The sequence below is a fragment of the Peribacillus sp. RS7 genome (assembly GCF_041956845.1).
Taxonomy (GTDB): Bacteria; Bacillota; Bacilli; order Bacillales; family DSM-1321; genus Peribacillus.
On the sequence record NZ_CP168135.1, the window covers coordinates 2,542,981 to 2,563,344 of the forward strand.

Here is a 20,364-nt window from a genome sequence, read left to right on the forward strand (position 1 = left end):
GTGAATTTTATATGGGGACATGCAATCTTAATCATTCGCAACAAGATATCAGGTTGAAATTCGAGAGTCAAAAGGCATTTTTACCAACGGTTTTGAGTCATACATTAGATCGTTATCTGGAAAAAGCGAATTCGCAGGAAACACTGAATGAACTTTTTCATCTATTGAAGAAGTATGACTTATCTACCTCTGAGGAACAGGAATCAAGAAACGAAAAGTTGAAAGAGATAATGTTGTAATCGAGAAAGAACGGGAGTGGAAGCTTACTCCCGTTCTTTTTTTGTTTTTTTTTCATAATGGAATATCTGTCTCTTAAAACGGCAGGGAGGCGCACTATTTATTTAAGGGATTTTTGTGATACTATCTCATGAATCATTTACATACTTATACAGAGGGCGTAAGGAAACTTACGCGTGGTTGGTTGATCTATAAGGCTAACAATGAATGGATTTGAGGTGAGAAATTGAAAAACTGATATTCAAAATTGTCAGAAAAGAAGAGGTTTGGTGTAAAGACCTAGGTTTTTCAAGGAACGTGATTTTTTCGTGGTTGTACTTATTTAATGCATGTAAAAGGTGTAACGAGTAACAAAAGGGAGAGACATAAAAAATGAAAAATTGTAAATCTTGTGGCAATCCTTTGAACGAGGACTCTCGATTTTGCCCATCATGTGGCGCTCCTGTTGTGGGTGAAGAACAAATAACAAAAAAGGAACCAGCTGCTTCCGAGGTGAGGCAAGAACTATTCGAGGAAAGGTCTACCAAAAGGCAATTCAAGAAAAGAACGTTAATCATTACTGCAATATTGGCCTTTATCATGTTTTCGAGTGCAGCCGCAGCTATTATTCTTCATAAATCCCCGAAAGAGCTGTATCTTCTTTCTGAATATAAAACATATCAGAGTTCCAAAGAAGGGTGGGTCGATAAATATGGCGATACAATTGAATTCCAAGAGAAAATGATGAAGGAACCTTCAAGTTCGGAGATGACTCTAAGCGGAAAAGTCGAAATGGATTCATTATCGAATGAACAAGACCTGGAAATGATTCAAGAATCATTTAACCAGGCATCTCTTACTGCCAAAACTGAACAGGATCCAATAAGCAATCAAGGTTATTATAAATTAGCTTTGAATGTCGATAAGGAAAGGGCATTGGATGTAGAAATGTTCCAAACCAAGGAGCGACTCGGTTTGAAGGTGCCGATCTTATATGAGAAATTCTTATATTTAAATATTGATGAATATGGTGAGTTCATGCGGATGATCGATCCATCATATGCTGGCACTGAAACCTTGGAAGTATCCGATCTTGAATGGCAAGACTTGAAATTGACGGAGAAAGAACAGGAATACATCCAAAAACGATATGGGGCGTTCCTGTTGGACAATTTGGAAGGTAAAAACTTTAAGATGAAAAAAGGTGTGGAGTTTAAACGTGAAGGCGAAACGATGAAGGTAAGGGAAGTGACGCTTAAACTATCTTCTTCGGAAACTAAAAACCTAGTAAATGATTTCATGGACCATTTAATAAAAGATGAAAAGCTTCATAACATGATAGTCACTAGGGCACAAAAGGTGTCAAAGGCTGGGAGTCCTGATGCTAAAGAATTGAAACGGCAATTGTTGGACGGTTTAAAAGCTGCTAAGCAAGAAACGAAGGGTTTCCGTTTTTCTAAAGGATTTTCTTCTACATTGATTATTGATAAGGATGAGCAAATAATCGATCGTAAAGTAACAACTGCTTTTGGAGGCAGTAAGAATCAAGTCAACATGAAATTGAGGAGCAAAAACGTTCCATATGGCAAAGATCGGAAAACCGAAGAATTTAGCGTGGCACTTACTCCAGAAAAAGATGAGGAACCAAAGCTTATGTTCCGGATTACAAATGATGTGACCATTAAAAAAGATACTCGGAAAGAGAATCTTAATGCCTCTTATAAGTTAGAAGAGTATGAGGACCTTGTGGAAATCAAGTTTTCGATGAAGAGTGATATTGCCGGAGAACAGGGTGGTAAGCAAAAAATCAAAAGAGATTTCAATCTTAACTTCGTCGGCGGCGACTTCACGAATATGCCTTCCGCTTTTAAAGGGACCTTTAAACAAACGAATGACCTTAACTTAAAGAAAGACTATTTTAACGGCAAATTCGAATTAAAGCTTGGTTTAGCAGATGAATGGGACTCAGGTACGGTCACATTAAAGGTGGATTACAAAACGAAACTAAAAGACAAACTGGAAATGCCGGATTTGAAACCTGATTCTGGAGGAGGCTTAAGCTTAGTGAACATTACTGAAGATGAAATGTATCGAATTCAGGAAGAAGTAGGAATCAATTTGATGGAGCTAGGTGTTAAATACGGACTGGTGCCAGAAAATGTTTATCAGTTCGATATCTATGATGAGGCTAGTTATGATGGTTATTATGAGTTAGAAGATGAAGATACGAAAGATAAGTTGTAGACAGGGTGTTTTTACTTCCTTTTATTTAAAAGTACTAGTGGGAAATAGGAAAGCAGCCGCAGGAATGTGGCTGTTTCCTATTTTCTTTTTATTGGGCTCATCAGTAATTCGTAACTACGTTTTTAAAGAAGAAAGCAAGGTTCTCCCATATAATGTGGCGGTCATTCCAAGGAACGGCTTATGGAGATATGTGATGCAGTTCAGCTCCAGGTTATCTAGCTTTTGGGGAAGAAAGGTAAACTTAATATCGCGGTTTCTTGATACATGAAGCTGATATCCTTTTGATCGACTAACCGACCGTGGGTATCGATCCTCAATCCAAACTTTAAATTAATCAATATGTAAAAAGGCATTGCCAGGCAAGGAAATGCAATTCTGTATATGACACTTGATATGAGTGAAATCATAAAACTCTATGACCGAATCGGTATTCTTCAAAATGGTGTACTGAAATTCAAGGGTACACGCGCTTTCGTAAAAATGGCTTTTATAGCGGCTATTATAACTTATAGCCATGGAGGATGTGGGTAGGGCTGTTAAGGGAAACCGAGGATGGTTTTGAGGAGTGATTAATCAGTTTAAGTAATTTAGACAAGGGCGTTTATTGAACCTTTAAAGATTTAATCAATCGTTTGATTAAATCTCATGTACTGGATTTTACTGATTAAAACAGGCTTTGATAAAAGCATTGCGCATAAAAAAAGCGGGAGCCCATAATGAGCTCCTGCCATTTCCTCCATTAAAAACCATCATCTGTTGCAGAGAAGGGGATGTTTAGGTTTCTTTCCACTGCCCGAAGTCTTTGATTAAGCCTGTTTAACCTATTGGTATGTCGCTGGTCGGCTTGACTTAGCCTGGTGATTTCTTGGTTAACGCGGTTCACTTCCCTATTTATCCGCGTAATTTCTTGGTTCTGCCGACTGAGTTCCCTCGTTTGACGCTCATTTTGCCGCTCAAGTTCCCGGACCCTTCTTTCGAGTTGTTGAGGCTGCCTTTCAACATCGAACTGGTCAGGCACTTGGCCATATGAATTTTCTTGAACCTGCTGAAGGTCCCAATCTTGCTGTGGCACATATTCAAATCGTTCAGGCTGTTGGAAATATGGGTTATAATTAGACTGAAAGTACTGGTGATTTCCATTTTGTTGTGGAAAAGGATAAAATCCGTATGAATTCATAGTCAACTCTCCTTTTTAAAATCGGGATGGATACGTTATAACTTATGTAAGTTCCGGTGAAGTGAATAGGCGTTAGCCCATAACAGTGGGAAGAAGAGGTAGTCTACAGAAAAAATTTCAATAAATTTGCAGAAACCATCCTGTTCCTATATCGTTTAGGATAGGAGAAATTCTTTTATCCATCTTGAAACCAATCTCAATGATAATCCGTATATATAGAAAAGAGTGTAAGTCAGGAGTGTAATGATAATGAATCGATTTCTTGCTGATACTGTTCCGATATTGATTGCATTTCCAATGGTTTTTCCGGTTTGGTTGATTAGCTATTTCGTATTGAATCAACCGTTTGTCCTGTCTGTTGTCATATCTTTAGCAGGAGGGGTGCTTGCATACTGGCTAAGTTCCGTTTATTTTTCCTCGCGATTCCTAAAAAAACATGAATTGACGAGAAAAGAATACCAATATATAAAGAAAAATTTAATTGAGGCAAAACCAAAGATATGGCGGGTGCAAAAGGCACTCATCTCGGTCAGGCATATCTCTTCTTTTAAACAGAGGAAGGATATGATTAAAATGATCAGGAAAATATATAGTCTGACGAAAAAAGAACCGAAGCGGTTTTACCAGGCGGAGCAATTTTATTACTCGCATCTGGATTCGGCTACGGAACTCGCAGAGAAATATGTTTTTTTATCACAGCAGCCAAAAAAGAATAAGGAACTCGAACTTTCCTTAACGGAAACTCGTAAAACCTTAAAGGAACTCACTAAAACGATAGAAAAAGATTTATATAAAGTGATTGCCGATGATATCGATAACCTTAACTTCGAATTGGATGTTGCTAAGCAATCCATTAACACTGGAAAAGAGTCACAAGTAATTGATGAAAGCAGGAGGTTAAAATGAATAACAATGATCCAAACCTGTTGAATAAAACGAATAATGCCAGTTTGATCGATGATCTTTTAGCCAATCCATTTGATGGGGTGCAGGAGCTGGAGAAAGTATCTTCCCAGGAAACGAAACCAGTAAAACTGATTGATGTCATTCCTGAAGAGAACAGGGCAAAGGCTTATCAGCTTGCCGAACAAATCGACCCAACGAATCATCAGGCAATGATATCCTATGGTACACCCGCCCAATCAAAACTCCTGACCTTTTCTAATTCCATGCTTGAGCATGTCCAGAAAAAAGATGTGGGTGAAGTAGGCAACATTATCAGTGATTTAATGAAGAAGTTAAACGAGCTGAGTCCGGATGAGCTTAAACCGGATAAGCCCTCTTTTTTTGCGCGTATGTTCGGGAAGCTCTCGGGATCTGTACAGGAGGTGCTCTCCAAGTATCAGAAAACTGGGGCCCAGATTGATCGAATCAGTGTAAAACTAGATCGGAGCAAGAATATCCTGTTATCGGATATCGTAATCCTTGAAAAGCTATATGAAACGAATAAGGAATATTTTCAGGCGTTGAATGTCTATATTGCAGCAGGGGAAATAAAACTCGAAGAAATCCATGAGAAAACGATTCCGGAGCTAAGGAAGTCCGCTGAATTAAGCAATGATCAAATGAAGTTTCAAGAAGTCAATGATATGCGCCAATTTGCTGAACGGTTGGATAAAAGGCTTCATGATTTGAAATTGAGTCGTGAAATCACGATTCAAAGCGCACCGCAAATCAGGCTGATTCAAAACACGAATCAGGCACTAGTCGAGAAAATACAATCTTCAATCATGACGGCCATTCCTCTTTGGAAAAATCAGGTTGCGATTGCACTGACCCTAATCAGGCAAAGGCATGCTGTAGAAGCGCAAAAGCAGGTTTCCAAGACTACAAATGACTTGTTACTGAAGAACTCTGAGATGCTGAAAACGAATACCATTGAAACGGCTAAAGAAAATGAGCGGGGACTTGTCGATATCGAAACATTAAAAAATACTCAAGCCAACTTGATTTCCACGCTTGAGGAAACCATGCGGATTCAGGAAGAAGGCAGGCATAAACGCCGACAAGCCGAGCAGGAATTGGCGTCAATGGAAAATGAACTGAAACAGAAACTATTGGAGATAAAGGGATAAGGGGAGATAACGTGGAAACTATCGAGGCTATAAAAACGAGAAGAAGCATTGGAATCGTTAAGCAAGATCCGATACCGAAAGAAATGATCGAACAAATCATCGAAGCTGGAACATATGCACCTAATCATCACCGAACGGAGCCTTGGCGCTTTTTTGTATTGACAGGAGAAGGAAGAAATAAACTTGGGCAGGTCTTCGAAGAAATAACAAGAATCGAAAATGCTGATGATACTCCGGAAAGTCTAATCAGCAAGCTCGAAAGACAAAAAAAGAATCCCTTAAGGGCTCCAGTCATCATCGCAGTGGGCATAGAGCCTAGTGATAAGAATAATGTCCTCGTTTCAGAGGAATATGCGGCAGTGAACAGTGCCATCCAAAACATGCTTCTAGCTGCACATTCCCTAGGTTTGGGTGCAGTATGGAGAACGGGGAAAATAACATATCATGAAAAGGTCCGGGAATTTTTCAAATTATCCTCAAAGGGAGAAGTATTGGCCTTCATATATTTGGGCTATCCTGACATGGAGCCGAAACCTGCTAAGAAAACACCGATTGATGAATTGACCACATGGATCGGATGAAAAATTAAGGGGGCAGTTGCAGCAGTGCAAACACACTGCTGCAACTGTTTTTTTTTGCCTTCAATAAGATTTCTTATATCTGTTTTAACGAATGGGATTTGTCCTAGGCAGACTTCGTTTCAAGTGACGATTGATGAATTAGGTTGTACAATACATAGGAAGAATAAATTTTGATGAATTAGGATGTGTCTATAGATGAGGACGATTGATCCATTTGAGATACTCGATGGAAAAGCGATTAAATATTTGGATGTTTTTGGCGTTGAGGATGGAATTGCATTAAAGAGTAAGTATGAAGATAAAACATATTGGATATATGATTATTATTGCATGCATCAGACTTGTGATTGCCAGGAAGTATACCTTGAATTCGTAGAGGAGCTCAAGAGCAATAAACAGGCAGGACAGCATTTTGGAGTGAGGGTTTCTTTCAGGGATAATCAATTTGCCCTGGAGGATTATAATATTTCCAAGCAAAAGGCAATGGATATCGCGGAAGATACGTTAAAGTACAGTAAAGATGTAATGGAGTTATTTAAACAGCGCTATCAGCAAATGAAGGAAAAAGGCACGCAAATTATCATGGAAAGTGCGAAGGCAGCTAAAATGCCGCATGTCCATACGGAACCGGTAATCGGAAGAAACGAACCTTGTCCATGCGGAAGCGGGAAAAAATACAAAAAATGCTGCGGTGCAGCTTAACATTCATGGAAGCTGACTCGATTAAGAGTCGCTTCTTTTTTTATTTGAACAAGCGCTAAGTTGAGAAATGAAATTGTGCAATAATTAAAAAAATGTGGAAATACGGGAACGTTTGTTCTATAATAAGAGTACCAGATAGTAACTGAAAAAGAAATAAAAAGTAGTTATTTAGACCGAATTTTCGGAAAACTTATTTTTTATTTTCAAAAATCTGGTATATATAAGAGAGAAGAGTTTTTTGATCTCATCTCTTTCAACGGTAGACGGCAGCCAGACGGGATGCAAATCCCCACACTGATGGCAGTTTAACTTTGAACGAAGGAAGGGGTAATCAAATGACAAGAGAAAAAAGATTAATACCTTACAAAGTTCTAGAAGTAATGGATGCGGTGAAAGAGAAGATTCCTGAGGGTGTTGAACTTGTGAAAGCCCCTGCAATTTGGGAAAAAAGCAATTATGGTGAGGGCGTGGTAATTGCCGTCATCGATACAGGCATTGATAAGGGACATCCAGACCTCAAAGAAAGAATCATCGGTGGAAAGGATTTTACCAATACCGGGGATTTTCAAGATGATAACGGACATGGGACACACGTGAGCGGTACGGTTTTGGCTGCCATTAATAATGCTGGTGTAGTGGGAGTGGCTCCGAAAGCAAGCATATTAGCGTTAAAGGCATTAAATGGTCAGGGACAAGGCGAAATAGATTGGATTAATGGAGCTTTAGAGTATGCAATCAATTGGCGGGGACCTAATGAAGAAAAGGTTTCAGTTATTTCACTTTCACTTGGCGGTCCTCCGGATGAGGCTGAACATATACTCATTCAAAAGGCCCTTCAGAACGATATCCTTGTTGTTTGCGCAGCTGGAAATAGTGGTGATGGGCGACATGAAACGGATGAATTGGATTATCCAGGAGCATATCCCGAAGTAGTGGAAGTCGGAGCTGTGGATTTAAGCAGGAATTTAGCGGATTTTTCAAATACAAATGATGAGATTGACTTGGTGGCGCCAGGGGTCGATATTCTCTCTACGTATCCAGGGAATAAGTATGCGAGGCTGAGCGGAACGTCAATGGCTACGCCTCATGTAAGCGGTGCAGCAGCGCTCTTGAAAGTGATTGCTGAAAAGGAGTTTGACCGTAAGTTAACTGAAGCGGAATTATACGCACAGTTAGTGAAAAATACCGAAGATCTGGGAATCAGCAAAAAAGCACAGGGAAATGGAATGCTTAACTTAACGATAGGGGAACAAAGAATTGAAAAATCCATTAAGATTACCATAGAATCAGAAAACCTTAAGTTACCGAGTAAATCAGTAGTCATGGAATATTAGAAGTGAAAAAAGGTGCCCCGGGAGAAATATGGGGCACCTTCCATCATGTAATGATTATTTTTTGTTTTTCCTTAGAGCTGCAAAAAGCGCTACAATGGAAAGAATTAGTGATATGACAGCCAGAGTGATGATTAGCGTTTGATTGCTAGCATCTTCTGTTGTTAAGGAATCCTTTGAATTGTCAGTTGTCTTGGAATCATTAGTGTCAGCTGCATCTTTGTGACCATGGTCCGTAGATTCTGCATCTGCCTTTGGCGCAACTGAAATTTCCGTTACAGAATGCGGGAGTTCTGAGCCTTCATCACCACTCCATTCGACAATTTCACCATCTTCGTAATATTGAAATGCATCCCAGGCCACATTCGTTTCTTCTTTGGGATTTTGGGCAACGAATGAGAACTGCTGGAATTGTCCAGCGGATATTCCTGCATCAGTTGCTGCCCAAGTTACCGTTTTTACATGCCCATCTTTGTCACCTTCGGTTGTCACTTTCCATCCTGGTACAGGCTGATAGCTTTCAAAAGTAATCCCTTCAGGTACTTTTAAAGTCACCTTTGTAGTGGCAGTTTCTTTTTCAACGGGCACTTTGAGTGTATAAGTTTCCCATGCCTCAGGTGCAGATGAACTAGGTTTGACTGTAACGTGTGCATTCGCCGAACCGGAGAAAATGAATAATGCAGCAAATGTGGATATAAGTAGCTTTGAAATGTTTTTCATTTTTATAAATCCCTCCTGTTATGAATTCCCTATTAAAATTGTAAAATCAACATTGATTGAATCCAGACTTTCGGTTAATCCGTGAACATGGATATTCCACTTTCCTGGCATGGTTAATATAGACTTTGATGTAAATGTACCTTTATTTTTTTCCTGCATTTGTAGCTTTATTTCACCGCCTGGCGTATCGACTGGCTGCATGGTGATTGTAAGCTGTTCTATTTCAATCGGCTTGCCGCCATTGGATAGATCTACTTGAATTAGGTTATCCCCGACTTCATTGGGAGTCACCATTAATGTGACCTCATTATTTTCGTCAGTCTGTAAGGTTTTCTCTATTGGCCCGGGAGAAGACATGGCAGTTTGGACATTTGTCAATAGAGCTGCAACGAGAAGTATGATGATTCCTAAACCAAACTCCATTCCCACACTATAACCAAGTTTTTTCGTTTGCTTTTTCCCTCTGAGAAAATGAAAGCCCCCGAAAACGATCATGACCAACATGAGACCAATTTTCGCAAGTAACAATTGTCCATATGTCGTGTTTATTAATGAATGGATAGTCGGCACATGCTGTAAGCTGCTATATATCCCGCTAACAATCAGTATGATTACAAACAGAAACGACCATCTGGAAAACCTTTGAATGATTGACCAGTAATATGTTTTCTTATCTTCTTGGACTGGCTGCCGATCAGCAAGCCCAGGTAAAATCACCAATAAGGCCATAAGTCCGCCGAGCCATAAAGCCATGGACAATAAATGGAGGAAGTCCATCAAAACGGCCAGAACCTGATTAGGGACGGCTGCCGTATGTCCAGTTAAAGCCTTACAAACCATCAAGCCGGCTATTATTATGATAGTAAGGAAAGGGAGTGATTTAATCAGTGAGTTTTCGAGCATGAAATAAATCACTAAAAACAGAAGAAGCAACATTAGAATTTCAACGATCCAGATGGCTCCAAAGTTTGTAGCATTCAATACTTCTTTTATATAACTCACATTAAATGCATCGGTCCAACCTACGCCAGCGTCAATCGTCACCTTTAAAGGCAGACTGAAGAAAATGGAAAATGCTAAACCTGCATATGAAAGCCAAAGGTATAGGCTGGCTCTTCGGCTGGCTTCAAAAAGGCGGGAATCCTTCATTAACGATAATTGGAAAAAAAGGATTCCGGTTAGGGCTGCGAAGCATATGTATTGAAGACTTTGCAGGAAAACGTTGATGAAATTCGGAAAACCTGCATTCACATCGGAATTTTCTTGGTCTGATAGACCCGCTGAATCTCCGAATTGAAAGGGAATTGTCCCTTCAATGGGGTGACCATCACTAGAAACCACTCTCCATTTTATGTAGTAAATCCCTTCATCGATAGTGCCTTTCCACTTAGCTACCAGTATTTTTTCACTTTGTTCCGAGATTGTACTGTCTTGAATTTTGATTTTATCCCCATCTTGGCTGAATACCTCAAGCGAATGGAAAGCTGGTTGTATATTTTCACTGAATTGAATGCTGATCTTTTCAGGAAGAGTATCCATCGCTTCATTCGGGCTGGGATTAGAGCTTATTACAGTAGCATGACCAGAAGCCATTGCTGGATATAAAAGCAAACTGAATAGGCTGAATACCAGCCATAAATAATTTTTCATCGTGGTGTGCCATCACCCTTTCATCAGGTTATGTAAGCTTATTATAAAAGGAAAATGTGAAAAAACAGTGAAAATAAATTAGTTATCTAAAGGCAGTTTAAGAGGTTCGCAAGAAAAGTGATAACAATAAGGTTAGATTGGTCTGGCTTCCACCATAATAGCCATTAAAATAATTGGTGGTAAAAATTGGTATGTAACCCCTTCAGTTTTTACCTAAAGAATCAAGCTATATACCCCATTAAGAAATAATTAAGATTTATTTGGTAACCTGACCCTATCATGTTTACAGGAATTATAGGGGGGATAGGCTTTGCTAAATAAGGGGTTAAAAGAAAAAAGTGTGAAGGTGATTTTGGTTGGTTCCCTTGTGGGGATGGGAGCATCCACTTATATGCCCGTGGTAGAGGCTGCGGAGGGTCCTTCTGTTCTGCAGGAAGAGGCCCAAACGGTAAATATTCTTTCAAAGTTAGAAATAGAAGGTTTGGCACTGGATCAAAAATTTTCAGAGAGTGTACACGACTATAGTTCAACAGTGGGGAATGATATGGAAAAGATTACCTTGATTGCAGAGAGTCACAATGAGAATGCAGCCATATATGTGAATGGCGTCAAACTGACAAATGGTGAGGTGAAGGACTTAACTCTTCAAACCGGCATGAATACTTTTGAAATCACCGTGAGTGATGGAATAAATGAAACGGTTGCATATACCGTCAAGATCGAAAAACTTGAAAGTGATGATAACCTTTTAACTTCGATTGGATTATCAAAAGGCTCGTTAACATTCGATTCTAATGTGACAGCTTATAATGCTTCAGTTGAAAATGAAGTCAAGTCCGTTACGGTGGCCCCGACATTGAGTGACAGTACCGCAAAAGTAAAGGTGAATGGAAAGGATGCAACCAGCGCAGGTGTAAAGGTTACCCTTCCAATCGGTAGGACGACAGTGAGGATTATCGTTACAGCGGAAAATGGAAATGAAAAAACATATACGCTCACGATTACACGGGCCGCAGCCAAGATAACTGAATCGAAGGATAAAGATGCCCCTAAAGATGATGAAGTTCAAAAGGAGCCCACAAAAGGAGCAAGTGAGGCTCTGCCTTCCTCCGACAAGGGGAATAAATCATCTTTAACTTCTACTGCTGAATCCTCCAATAATTCAAAACCAAGCAGTGGCAGCCAAGTACCGAAAGCACAGCAGCTTGAAAGTATTTCAACACAGAAACCGAAAACGGATTCTGTAGAGAAGGTACCGTCAACCGATTCTTTAAGTCAAGAAGGCAATAACGCCCCAGTGTTGAACAATGTGACAGTATCATCTGGAGTATTGAACAAACCTTTTGATTCGAATGAGCATACATATCATATCGAGGTCGATAATGATATTGCTTCAGTCGAAATGAATGCAACGACAAGTGCTAGCGGAGCCAAGATTGAATATGACGGTGAGAGCAGTAAAAAAGTGAAGATCAAGGATAAAGCGAAGACGGCCATTTCAGTTACAGTTTCAAAGGATGGGGAACGCCGTACTTATGTCCTTGTTTTCGAAAAGGATATGGATTTGGAGATGGATGAGGAAGAAACCGTAGATGATATCAAAACAAAAGAGGCGGAAGTTGAGGCAACGCAAATGAGTACAGCTGGAAAAGAGGATACAGTTACTTTCAATAAGATTGGAGGTCCGAGAATACTTGGGAACCAACCTGATGAGTCCGTGTCATTCTGGGGGAAAATCAAGGGTTTCTTCACCTCTCTATTTTAATTTTATCAAGGGATGGTTCTGAATCGTAAAAAAAAGGACAAGATTAAGGCTTGTCCTCCGATTTATATTTATATGGGCAAAAGGATTTGGACCTCGGTTCCATGGTTTGGTTCGCTGTTAAAGTGGACCTTTCCCCGATGCGCCTCAATGATTCGGCAGCTGACTGTCAATCCTAACCCTGTTCCTTTTTCTTTAGAGGAATAGAAAGGTTCTCCAAGATGCTTTAACCGTTTTTTTTCTATTCCGCTTCCATTATCTTTGATGGTAATGGAAAGGTTATTGTCCTTGCGCTCAAAATCAATCCAAATGTGATCGGCGGATGCCTCCATTGAATTCTTGAGCATGTTTATGAATACTTGTTTTAATTGGTTTCCCTCACATAATAGAAGCGGTATTTCGTTTTTTACAGATATTGATATTTGGGTGGGGTACGAGTCCGCCTCTGGTTTCAACAAGGTTTTGACATCATTCATCAGTTCGATGATTTGATGCTTGCTGAATGGAAGTTCCTGTGGTTTTGCCAGAACGAGTAACTCGCTTACAATAAGATTGATCCGGTCCAATTCACTTAACATAATCGTGTAGTATTGTTCATAGGGATGGTCGCTCTTTTTAAGTAGCTGGACAAAACCCTTTAAAGAAGTCAACGGGTTTCGTACTTCGTGGGCTACACTTGCGGCAAGTTCGCCGACTATCGACAATTTTTCTGTTCTTCTTAAGCGTGCTTCGGTTTCTCGAATTTGAGTGACTTCTTTAGCATAAGTGATGATCCCGACCAAATCCTCGCCAACCATCATCGGGACAAAGGTACAAGAAAGTAAGATGGACTTCCCGTACTTCGTTAGGAATTCTATATCTTTCCCTTTCTTAATCCCCTTATGGTTTTCGATGACATATTGGCAAGATGTACGGATCAGTTCCGCATCTTCTGTAGTAAAGTTCAATTTAATGAATGAGGCTCCATGTATTTCTTCCTGTTGAAAGCCTGTTACCGTTTCAAACCTTGGATTTACGGTCGTGATCATTCCATTTAAATCAAGCATCAGCATCGGATAAGGGTTGTGTTCAAACAATGATTTATAGCGTTGTTCACTATCGAATAATTGATTCTCAGCGACAACCCTTTCAGAAATATCCCTGCCGATGACTACTAAGCCTTTTCGTGAACCATCCTCATTGAACAGGGGAACTTTGATCGTATCAAAGGTCTTGTGATTGCCGTCGGGAAGAGGGATGATTTCCTCACACCTTGTAATTTCCCCTTTTACCCACGTTTCTTCATCAGAACCTTCACAGTAGATCAACGACTCTTTATAAAATTCGGAGTATTCTGCGAGTTCGCTGTCTTTTTTCCCCTTATAATCTACATGCTCCAACTGAAATAATTGTAGCCCGAAGGTATTGGACTCAAGCCATCTGCCATCACCATCCTTGAAGTTAACGAAATCCACCATTGAATTGATGAGTGTGCGCCGGCGTTGTTCCGCTTCTTTTAATTGTTTGAATTCTTCCCTTTTAGCTAAATAAAGATATAAGATCAAGCCTATTGATAAAAGGAAAACAATGCCTTCCACTCTCTGAAGTTGAATGAAGACCTCTTTGTTATGGATATTTGTAGTTAAAAAAAAGTCGAACACGACTAGTGTAAGAATCCCGGATAGGATATATATTGCTAAGATGGAGCGTTTGGACATGGAGATTCTCCCTGATTTTAAGACATTTCAAAGGTAAAATTACATACACATTTTAACAAACTATCGAAAAAAAATATATGCAGAATCCTAAATAAAAAAACAGGGACCAATGTGGGTCACCTATTTTTTCTGAATAAGGTTAGGTTCTTTTTCTTTTTTGCACGCTTATAGATAATGAAAAATAATAAGAAGAGGAGTGCGAGTGCAACTAGCGTGTATTGGTTCATTTCAACAGATAGGAGTCCATATGGAATTAACGATAGGAAGAAAAAGTATATCAGGTTGCCAAGTGCCGTCGCTAATAAAAAATCCTTGAAAGTGACGGTGCTGACTCCAGCTGCCAAGTTAATTAAACTTGTTGGGATAAGCGGGAAAATCCTGCCTGTAAACACGTACATGAAGCCATGCTCCACAACAGTTTTTTGCCATTTTTCCCCCATCTTCTTTAAGAGAAGTTCCTGAAACCAATTTCTTGCAGCATAAAAAATGAATCCTGAAGCAACGACACTTGTAAACCAACTCCATAGGTAGCCATATATGAATCCGAATATCGTGACATTGATAGTCAGAAGCAAAATTAAGGGGATGATTGTAAATGAATTTTGGACAAACATCAATACGAATGTCACAATAAAAGTGAGCAAAAGGTTTTCCTTCAATATGCTAATAACTGAATCCAAGTCACTTTTCCAAATCAAAGTAAATAATTCTGCATTTGAAAAAATAAATAATGCAATTACCAGTAGACCGGTTAAGGTCAGGACTTTTTTCAAAGGGTCACCACCATTCTGACTAATAGTTTATCATTTTTAAGTTAATTGGTGAAAAAAGAGCTGTCGCATGATGCAGACAGCTCTTTTACATTATAGTGGGTTCACGAAGCGAAGATTCCTTTAAAGCCACTTTTCAAACTGAATTCTTTTGTTCATTCCATAAATGATTGGCGCGCCAATCAAGAGGACAACGAATTCACCGACAGCCGTGGTCATCCAGCTTAACCAGAATGGTAAGCCAAAGGCAAGGTTCAGTTCAATGGCAATTAAAAACATTGTGAACGTGAAAAAGATGATCGTGGCGATCATCCGCCCTTTAATACCTTTTATGAACCGTGAAACAAAAATGACAAGCAGCAAGGCGAGTACGGATTGCCCCACCCCAAAAATTAAATCATATGGAACCATCGGTGAAAAGAGCAGATTCGATATGAAGACGCCGCCGACAATACCATAGATATATTTTTTATTGAATACAATAAGATGGTTCAACATTTCCGGTACACGAAATTGGAACATCTCAAAAGCTATTGGTTTAAACACCAATGAGACCGCCACATACAAGGCAGCCAATAACCCGTTTATCACGAGTGTACGAACATTCATTTTACTCTCTCCCTAGTTTTTTATCGTGGGATGGTTACGAACCACGTATAGGCGTTTGCCCAATGATTAATAGTATCCCAAGTAAGCTTGTTTCGTCAATTTGTAAAGAATGGTTTTAATTTTTAGGTTTTCAAGCATCCATAGGATTTTGATTTATGGCAATGAAGGATGATATTATTTTTATATGTATTTCAAAGGAGTGAATATAATATGTCTATCGCGAGTGTCAAAAGCCATTTTAAACAATGGGATCGGGAAGGTGATGTAATGGAGTTCGAAACATCGAGCGCTACGGTGAGTGAGGCTGCAGAAACCATCGGCGTTATCCCAGCGAGGATCGCTAAAACTCTTTCCTTTAGGGGGGAAGGTGATGATGCGATTTTGGTTGTAGCGGCTGGGGACGCAAAAGTGGATAATAAGAAATTTCGGCAGATGTTCGGTTTCAAGGCACGGATGCTATCACCCGAGGAAGTGCTTGAGCAGACCGGCCATGCCATCGGAGGAGTTTGTCCGTTTGGTCTGGCAAACGATCTAGCTGTTTTTCTTGATGTATCGATGAAGCGCTTTGAGTCATTGTTCCCGGCATGCGGCAGTACGAACTCTGCAATAGAACTTACACCCACGGAATTATTTGAATATTCAGGAGCAAAGGATTGGGTGGATGTTTGCAAGGCTTGGAATGAAGAAGGGAATGAGGAAACGGCAGCAGGCAATGCAGTGGAAGGTTTTTAATTAATGGACCAAAAAGATCCACATGAATGGGATAAAGTCCACTTGGGTGGACTTTATTTGTGGGGGCCGTATGCATTTTAGCGGTCTATAATTTTAAAGCGGAAAATCGTGCAGAAAGTGTTCCTGAGCGGAGGGTGAAAGATGTTAAATGGAAGCCAAAGAAAAAGCAATAGCAGCTATCTTAGTCTTAAAACTCTTTATGAAGAAAATATCACGGTTAAGAGCATAGCCCAGGAGCTTGAGTTTTGCCACACAAACGATCTGGCGCTGGATATTCGGAAAGCATTGGAAAAAAAGAATTTTGATATATTGGCAGTGCAAGATCAAGGGGAAATCATCGGATATATCGAAAGGGAAGAACTGGGTGAAGGGAGCATTTCGGAATATTTGAGAAACTTTTCACCAAGGGAAATGGTTTCGGATTCAACGCCTTTGATCCAGCTGCTCCATATTTTCAAGAATAAAACAAGGGTCTTCGTATTAGAGAATAATTCAATTAAAAAGTTGATTACCCATGCCGACCTTCAAAAGCCTCCAATCAGGATGCTGATATTCGGATACATTACCTTATTGGAAATGAGGATGAGCGATATCATCATGGATAGATTCGGCGACGGAAGCTGGCATCCAATGATCAGCGAAGACCGTTTAGAAAAGGCAACCGAATTATATAGGAGGAGAATCGATAAAAATGAGGATATCAATTTAATAGAGTGCCTGCAAATCAGTGATAAATTCGATATCATACATAAGGATGAAGAATTGAAGTGCTTCTTCCAAATCCCTTCGAAAAGTAAAGGGAAGAAGGATGCGAATGCCATCCGGAAATTACGGGATAAGATTTCCCATGCAAATGAACTGGGACTGGACATGTCGTGGATGGAAATCATTGAGGTTGTCGAGTCCTGTGGGCAACTGCTCGAAATCTCTGAATCCTATCAGTATGAAAAATAAGGATCCGGCTATCATGCTGGTTCTTTTTAATGTTTAACTCCAGACAGAAAAAAACTGCCCATATCAGGCAGTTTCCCCGAAAACTCAAAACTCCGGCAGTTGATCCAGGTTATTTTCTTTTATCCCATCAGGCTCACTCCGCAATATATCACGTCCATATTTATGAAAGACGTCAACATTGGCCAGGATGCCTGCTTTGGCTTCCGAAAGGGCAGTGGGGTAGTCGAGTTCGCGGCCGGAGTTGGTCTTGATGGCGATAATATTGTCCTCTTCATTTTTCCTTACGGCGATGATTTCTTCTTTTCCTGCTGAATCAAGTTGGTTTGCTTGCGGTGTTCCCTGCTGTTTATAGGATTCATAAGCTTTTTCAAATTGGTCCATGTTTTGGACACCTCCCATTTATAGGGTGAGCTATTTTTTCTGCAATATACAAACCGGATTTCGTCCAACTTGAGCCGTTAATTCGTCCAAAAGCGCCGAATTTTCGGCACTTTTTTAAATTGGATGCTGTCGTCTTGGCCTTTTTGCATTGGCATGGCACTTGCATCTTGTATAAGTGGAGTAAGAAATAATATCCACTTAATTAAGGGAGGAATATGAATCATGAATGTAAAACAAGGGGCAAGCACTTTGAATGCAAAACAACAGGTCAAGACAATGAAAGCAGCGGTCGTCAATGAATTTAACCAAAAACTTGAGATTAAAGAAGTACCCATCCCGGAATTGGAATATGGTGAGATATTAGTGAAAATTAAAGCATGTGGCGTGTGTCATACCGATTTACATGCGGTACATGGCGATTGGCCGGTTAAACCTAAACTTCCGCTTATCCCTGGACATGAAGGTGTAGGCATCATAGAAAAGGTGGCAGAAGGCGTAACTTCCTTGAAAGTCGGTGACCGCGTTGGGATCCCATGGCTTTACTCGGCCTGTGGCGATTGTGAGTATTGTTTGACTGGAAGGGAAACGCTTTGCTTGGATCAATTGAATGCAGGCTACTCCGTGGACGGGGGGTATGCGGAATACTGTAAAGCACCTGCCAAATATGTGGTGAAGGTTCCTGAAGGGCTTGACTTTGCGGAAGTTTCACCGATTTTCTGTGCAGGCGTAACGACTTATAAAGCGCTTAAGGTATCAGAAGCAAAACCTGGTGATTGGGTAGCGGTTTATGGAATTGGCGGATTGGGACATGTTGCCCTTCAATACGCGAAAGCGATGGGCTTTAATGTCATTGCTGTCGATATTCAAGATGATAAGCTTGATCTGGCGGCGGAACTGGGAGCGGATTTCACGGTTAATGGGCTTAAGACTGATCCTGTACAAGCCATTAAGGATAAAGTTGGCGGTGTGCAGGCAGCCATTTCTGTAGCGGTTACGAAAAAAGCATTCGAACAGGCTTACAGTTCAGTCAAGAGGGGCGGGACACTGGTCGTAGTCGGATTGCCGAATGATGAACTTCCAATCCCGATTTTTGATACGGTACTAAATGGGGTAACTGTAAAAGGGTCAATCGTCGGGACGAGAAAAGATTTACAGGAAGCTGTTCAATTTGCGGCTGAGGGTAAAGTCAGAACGAATATAGAGACGAGGAAACTTGATGAAATCAATGATGTGTTTTCAATGATGGAAAAGGGAGAAATCAATGGACGCATCGTATTGACGCTAGAATAGTAACAGAGGAGGATGCCCTGGAACGGGGCATCCCCCTTTTTTTATGTCTGGTTCTTCTCATTTAATATATAGCGTAATTTCCTTATGGATATCTGCAAGCGTTTGGCTGCTTCATTCCGGTTGCCGTAGGTTTTTTGCAGTGCCTGCATGACGAGTTCCTTTCCAATTGTGGATTGAAGCTGTTTGATTTCCGTAAGGATTTCTTCAAGCATCAGTTCATCTTTCTCATTAAAGTCGGCCACCAGCTTTTTTCGCCACTCTTCAAGAAGGTTTTCAGTTGTCTGAATCTCATTCGGACGCTCTTTCTTCTTCGGAGTGACCTGGCTGTTAGATAGCGAGATATCATTGGCTGTTATTTCAGACTTATTGTCTGCAAGAGTTAGCGTGCGCATGACCACATTAGATAGTTCGCGTATGTTGCCTGGCCAGTTGTATTGCTGTAATTTTTCAATGGCTTCATTGGAAAAAGAGATATCTCCATGACCATTTCTCTCAATCAAGTGACGGACAAGCAAGGGAATATCCTCTTTTCGGTTGCGCAAAGGCGGGATATCCAGAGTCACGACGTTCAGTCGGTAAAATAGGTCTTCCCGGAATTTATTTTTGTCCACTGCCTGTTGCAGGTTTTCATTGGAGGCCGCCACTAACCGGGCGTTCGTCCGTATTGTCCCGCTGCTGCCAACCCGCATGAATTCCCGTGTTTCCAACACTCGTAGCAATTTGACTTGAATGGCGGGACTCGCATCCGCAATTTCATCAAGGAAAAGCGTACCATTCCCTGCAATTTCGAAAAAACCCTTTCGCAACTGGGTAGCTCCGGTGAAAGCCCCCTTTTCATGGCCGAATAATTCGCTTTCAAGCAGGGATTCAGAGATCGCTCCACAATTGATGCCGATAAAAGGTTCATGGTTTCGGGGGCTGGCTATGTGGATGAAACGTGAAAGCACTTCTTTGCCGCTGCCGGTTTCTCCTTCAATTAATACATTGACTGATTTTTGGGCAACCTTGAATGTCGTTTCAATCAAACTCTTCATTAAAGTACTTTCACCGACAATCAATCCTGATTCCTCGGCTAGCTTATGGATGAAATGTTGATTCAAATCTTCATTTTCATTCAATAGGTTGTCAATTTGCTTTTCCAATACTTCAATATCCACAAAGGGTTTTTCCATATAATCACTCGCGCCAAGTTTCATTGCATCAACAGCGGTCTTGACGGTGCTGTATCCGGTCATGATCAGTACCTTGCAACGCGGCTGTAGTTGTTTTAGATGTTGCAGAAGGGAAAGGCCATCACAATCCGGAAGCTTCAGGTCTATCATTGCTACATCAAAACGCTGCTGATTCCAATCGATTTCATGAAAATCCTTTCCGCTATTCACAACTTGTACGAGGTAACCTTTCATCGTAAAAAGGCGGGATAGAAAAGTCCCAACTTCTTTCTCATCGTCTACCACAAGTAAATTGATCAAC

General features: G+C 40.5%; 19 protein-coding genes and 1 riboswitch. Of the genes, 11 read left to right on the top strand and 8 right to left on the bottom strand.

Annotation, left to right across the window (positions count from 1 at the left end):
* The first annotated feature begins 11 nt into the window (after positions 1-11).
* Positions 12-239: a hypothetical protein gene (locus tag ACDZ29_RS12905; protein WP_375090968.1), complete on the top strand. Its 228-nt coding sequence runs from the start codon at positions 12-14 to the stop codon at positions 237-239.
* 370 nt (positions 240-609) lie between these two features.
* Complete coding sequence (locus ACDZ29_RS12910) at positions 610-2,460, top strand: zinc-ribbon domain-containing protein (RefSeq protein ID WP_375090969.1); 1,851 nt, start codon at positions 610-612, stop codon at positions 2,458-2,460.
* Between the two features lie 739 nt (positions 2,461-3,199).
* On the opposite strand, the gene ACDZ29_RS12915 is transcribed toward ACDZ29_RS12910, so the two are convergent.
* Complete coding sequence (locus ACDZ29_RS12915) at positions 3,200-3,637, bottom strand: hypothetical protein (RefSeq protein ID WP_370013712.1); 438 nt, start codon at positions 3,635-3,637, stop codon at positions 3,200-3,202.
* 249 nt (positions 3,638-3,886) lie between these two features.
* On the opposite strand from ACDZ29_RS12915, the gene ACDZ29_RS12920 reads away from it, so the two are divergent.
* The 5 genes from ACDZ29_RS12920 to ACDZ29_RS12940 all read left to right on the top strand — a co-directional run bounded on the left by ACDZ29_RS12920 (position 3,887) and on the right by ACDZ29_RS12940 (position 8,329).
* Positions 3,887-4,543, top strand: coding sequence for a 5-bromo-4-chloroindolyl phosphate hydrolysis family protein (locus ACDZ29_RS12920; protein WP_289323506.1), 657 nt, complete (start codon positions 3,887-3,889; stop codon positions 4,541-4,543).
* Entirely contained in the window at positions 4,540-5,712 is a 1,173-nt protein-coding gene (locus ACDZ29_RS12925) for a toxic anion resistance protein (protein ID WP_370013713.1), read from the top strand. The genes ACDZ29_RS12920 and ACDZ29_RS12925 overlap by 4 nt, the downstream gene beginning before the upstream one ends.
* Positions 5,713-5,723: 11 nt before the next feature.
* A complete protein-coding gene (locus ACDZ29_RS12930; RefSeq protein ID WP_289323507.1) occupies positions 5,724-6,293 on the top strand; it encodes a nitroreductase in 570 nt (189 codons plus the stop codon).
* Positions 6,294-6,488: 195 nt separating this feature from the next.
* Complete coding sequence (locus ACDZ29_RS12935; RefSeq protein ID WP_289323508.1) at positions 6,489-6,995, top strand: SEC-C metal-binding domain-containing protein; 507 nt, start codon at positions 6,489-6,491, stop codon at positions 6,993-6,995.
* Positions 6,996-7,330: 335 nt separating this feature from the next.
* The gene (locus tag ACDZ29_RS12940; protein ID WP_375090970.1) at positions 7,331-8,329 is read left to right on the top strand and encodes a S8 family peptidase; all 999 of its coding nucleotides are present in this window, start codon (positions 7,331-7,333) and stop codon (positions 8,327-8,329) included.
* Positions 8,330-8,383: 54 nt separating this feature from the next.
* Here ACDZ29_RS12940 and ACDZ29_RS12945 read toward each other — a convergent pair whose 3' ends face one another.
* Together ACDZ29_RS12945 and ACDZ29_RS12950 are read right to left on the bottom strand one after the other, a co-directional pair.
* On the bottom strand, positions 8,384-9,046 hold the full coding sequence (locus ACDZ29_RS12945; RefSeq protein ID WP_375090971.1) for a YcnI family protein: 663 nt from the start codon (positions 9,044-9,046) through the stop codon (positions 8,384-8,386).
* Positions 9,047-9,064: 18 nt separating this feature from the next.
* A complete protein-coding gene (locus tag ACDZ29_RS12950; RefSeq protein WP_375090972.1) occupies positions 9,065-10,696 on the bottom strand; it encodes a copper resistance CopC/CopD family protein in 1,632 nt (543 codons plus the stop codon).
* A 310-nt stretch (positions 10,697-11,006) separates the two neighbouring features.
* Here ACDZ29_RS12950 and ACDZ29_RS12955 point away from each other — a divergent pair, with 310 nt between their 5' ends.
* Complete coding sequence (locus ACDZ29_RS12955; protein WP_375090973.1) at positions 11,007-12,461, top strand: cadherin-like beta sandwich domain-containing protein; 1,455 nt, start codon at positions 11,007-11,009, stop codon at positions 12,459-12,461.
* Between the two features lie 68 nt (positions 12,462-12,529).
* On the opposite strand, the gene ACDZ29_RS12960 is transcribed toward ACDZ29_RS12955, so the two are convergent.
* From ACDZ29_RS12960 to ACDZ29_RS12970, 3 genes are all read right to left on the bottom strand, one after another.
* Positions 12,530-14,155, bottom strand: coding sequence for a PAS domain S-box protein (locus ACDZ29_RS12960; protein ID WP_375090974.1), 1,626 nt, complete (start codon positions 14,153-14,155; stop codon positions 12,530-12,532).
* A 116-nt stretch (positions 14,156-14,271) separates the two neighbouring features.
* Positions 14,272-14,928, bottom strand: coding sequence for a TVP38/TMEM64 family protein (locus ACDZ29_RS12965; RefSeq protein WP_289323514.1), 657 nt, complete (start codon positions 14,926-14,928; stop codon positions 14,272-14,274).
* Positions 14,929-15,048: 120 nt separating this feature from the next.
* Complete coding sequence (locus ACDZ29_RS12970; protein WP_289323515.1) at positions 15,049-15,534, bottom strand: QueT transporter family protein; 486 nt, start codon at positions 15,532-15,534, stop codon at positions 15,049-15,051.
* Positions 15,535-15,540: 6 nt separating this feature from the next.
* Positions 15,541-15,585, bottom strand: a riboswitch (PreQ1 riboswitch).
* Between the two features lie 159 nt (positions 15,586-15,744).
* On the opposite strand from ACDZ29_RS12970, the gene ACDZ29_RS12975 reads away from it, so the two are divergent.
* Both ACDZ29_RS12975 and ACDZ29_RS12980 read left to right on the top strand, forming a co-directional pair.
* Positions 15,745-16,266, top strand: a complete 522-nt coding sequence (locus ACDZ29_RS12975; protein ID WP_375090975.1) for a YbaK/EbsC family protein — start codon at positions 15,745-15,747, stop codon at positions 16,264-16,266.
* Positions 16,267-16,407: 141 nt separating this feature from the next.
* Positions 16,408-17,220 (top strand): hypothetical protein, encoded by an 813-nt coding sequence (locus tag ACDZ29_RS12980; RefSeq protein ID WP_375090976.1) that lies wholly within the window; start codon positions 16,408-16,410, stop codon positions 17,218-17,220.
* Between the two features lie 84 nt (positions 17,221-17,304).
* On the opposite strand, the gene ACDZ29_RS12985 is transcribed toward ACDZ29_RS12980, so the two are convergent.
* Positions 17,305-17,601 carry a DUF3892 domain-containing protein gene (locus ACDZ29_RS12985; protein ID WP_289318195.1) on the bottom strand — a complete coding sequence of 99 codons (297 nt, stop codon included), beginning with the start codon at positions 17,599-17,601 and terminating at the stop codon, positions 17,305-17,307.
* Between the two features lie 276 nt (positions 17,602-17,877).
* Here ACDZ29_RS12985 and adhP point away from each other — a divergent pair, with 276 nt between their 5' ends.
* Positions 17,878-18,891: an alcohol dehydrogenase AdhP gene (gene adhP / locus ACDZ29_RS12990; RefSeq protein ID WP_289336185.1), complete on the top strand. Its 1,014-nt coding sequence runs from the start codon at positions 17,878-17,880 to the stop codon at positions 18,889-18,891.
* Positions 18,892-18,932: 41 nt separating this feature from the next.
* Here adhP and ACDZ29_RS12995 read toward each other — a convergent pair whose 3' ends face one another.
* Positions 18,933-20,363 carry a sigma-54-dependent transcriptional regulator gene (locus ACDZ29_RS12995; protein ID WP_375090977.1) on the bottom strand — a complete coding sequence of 477 codons (1,431 nt, stop codon included), beginning with the start codon at positions 20,361-20,363 and terminating at the stop codon, positions 18,933-18,935.
* Between the last annotated feature and the right edge of the window lies 1 nt (position 20,364).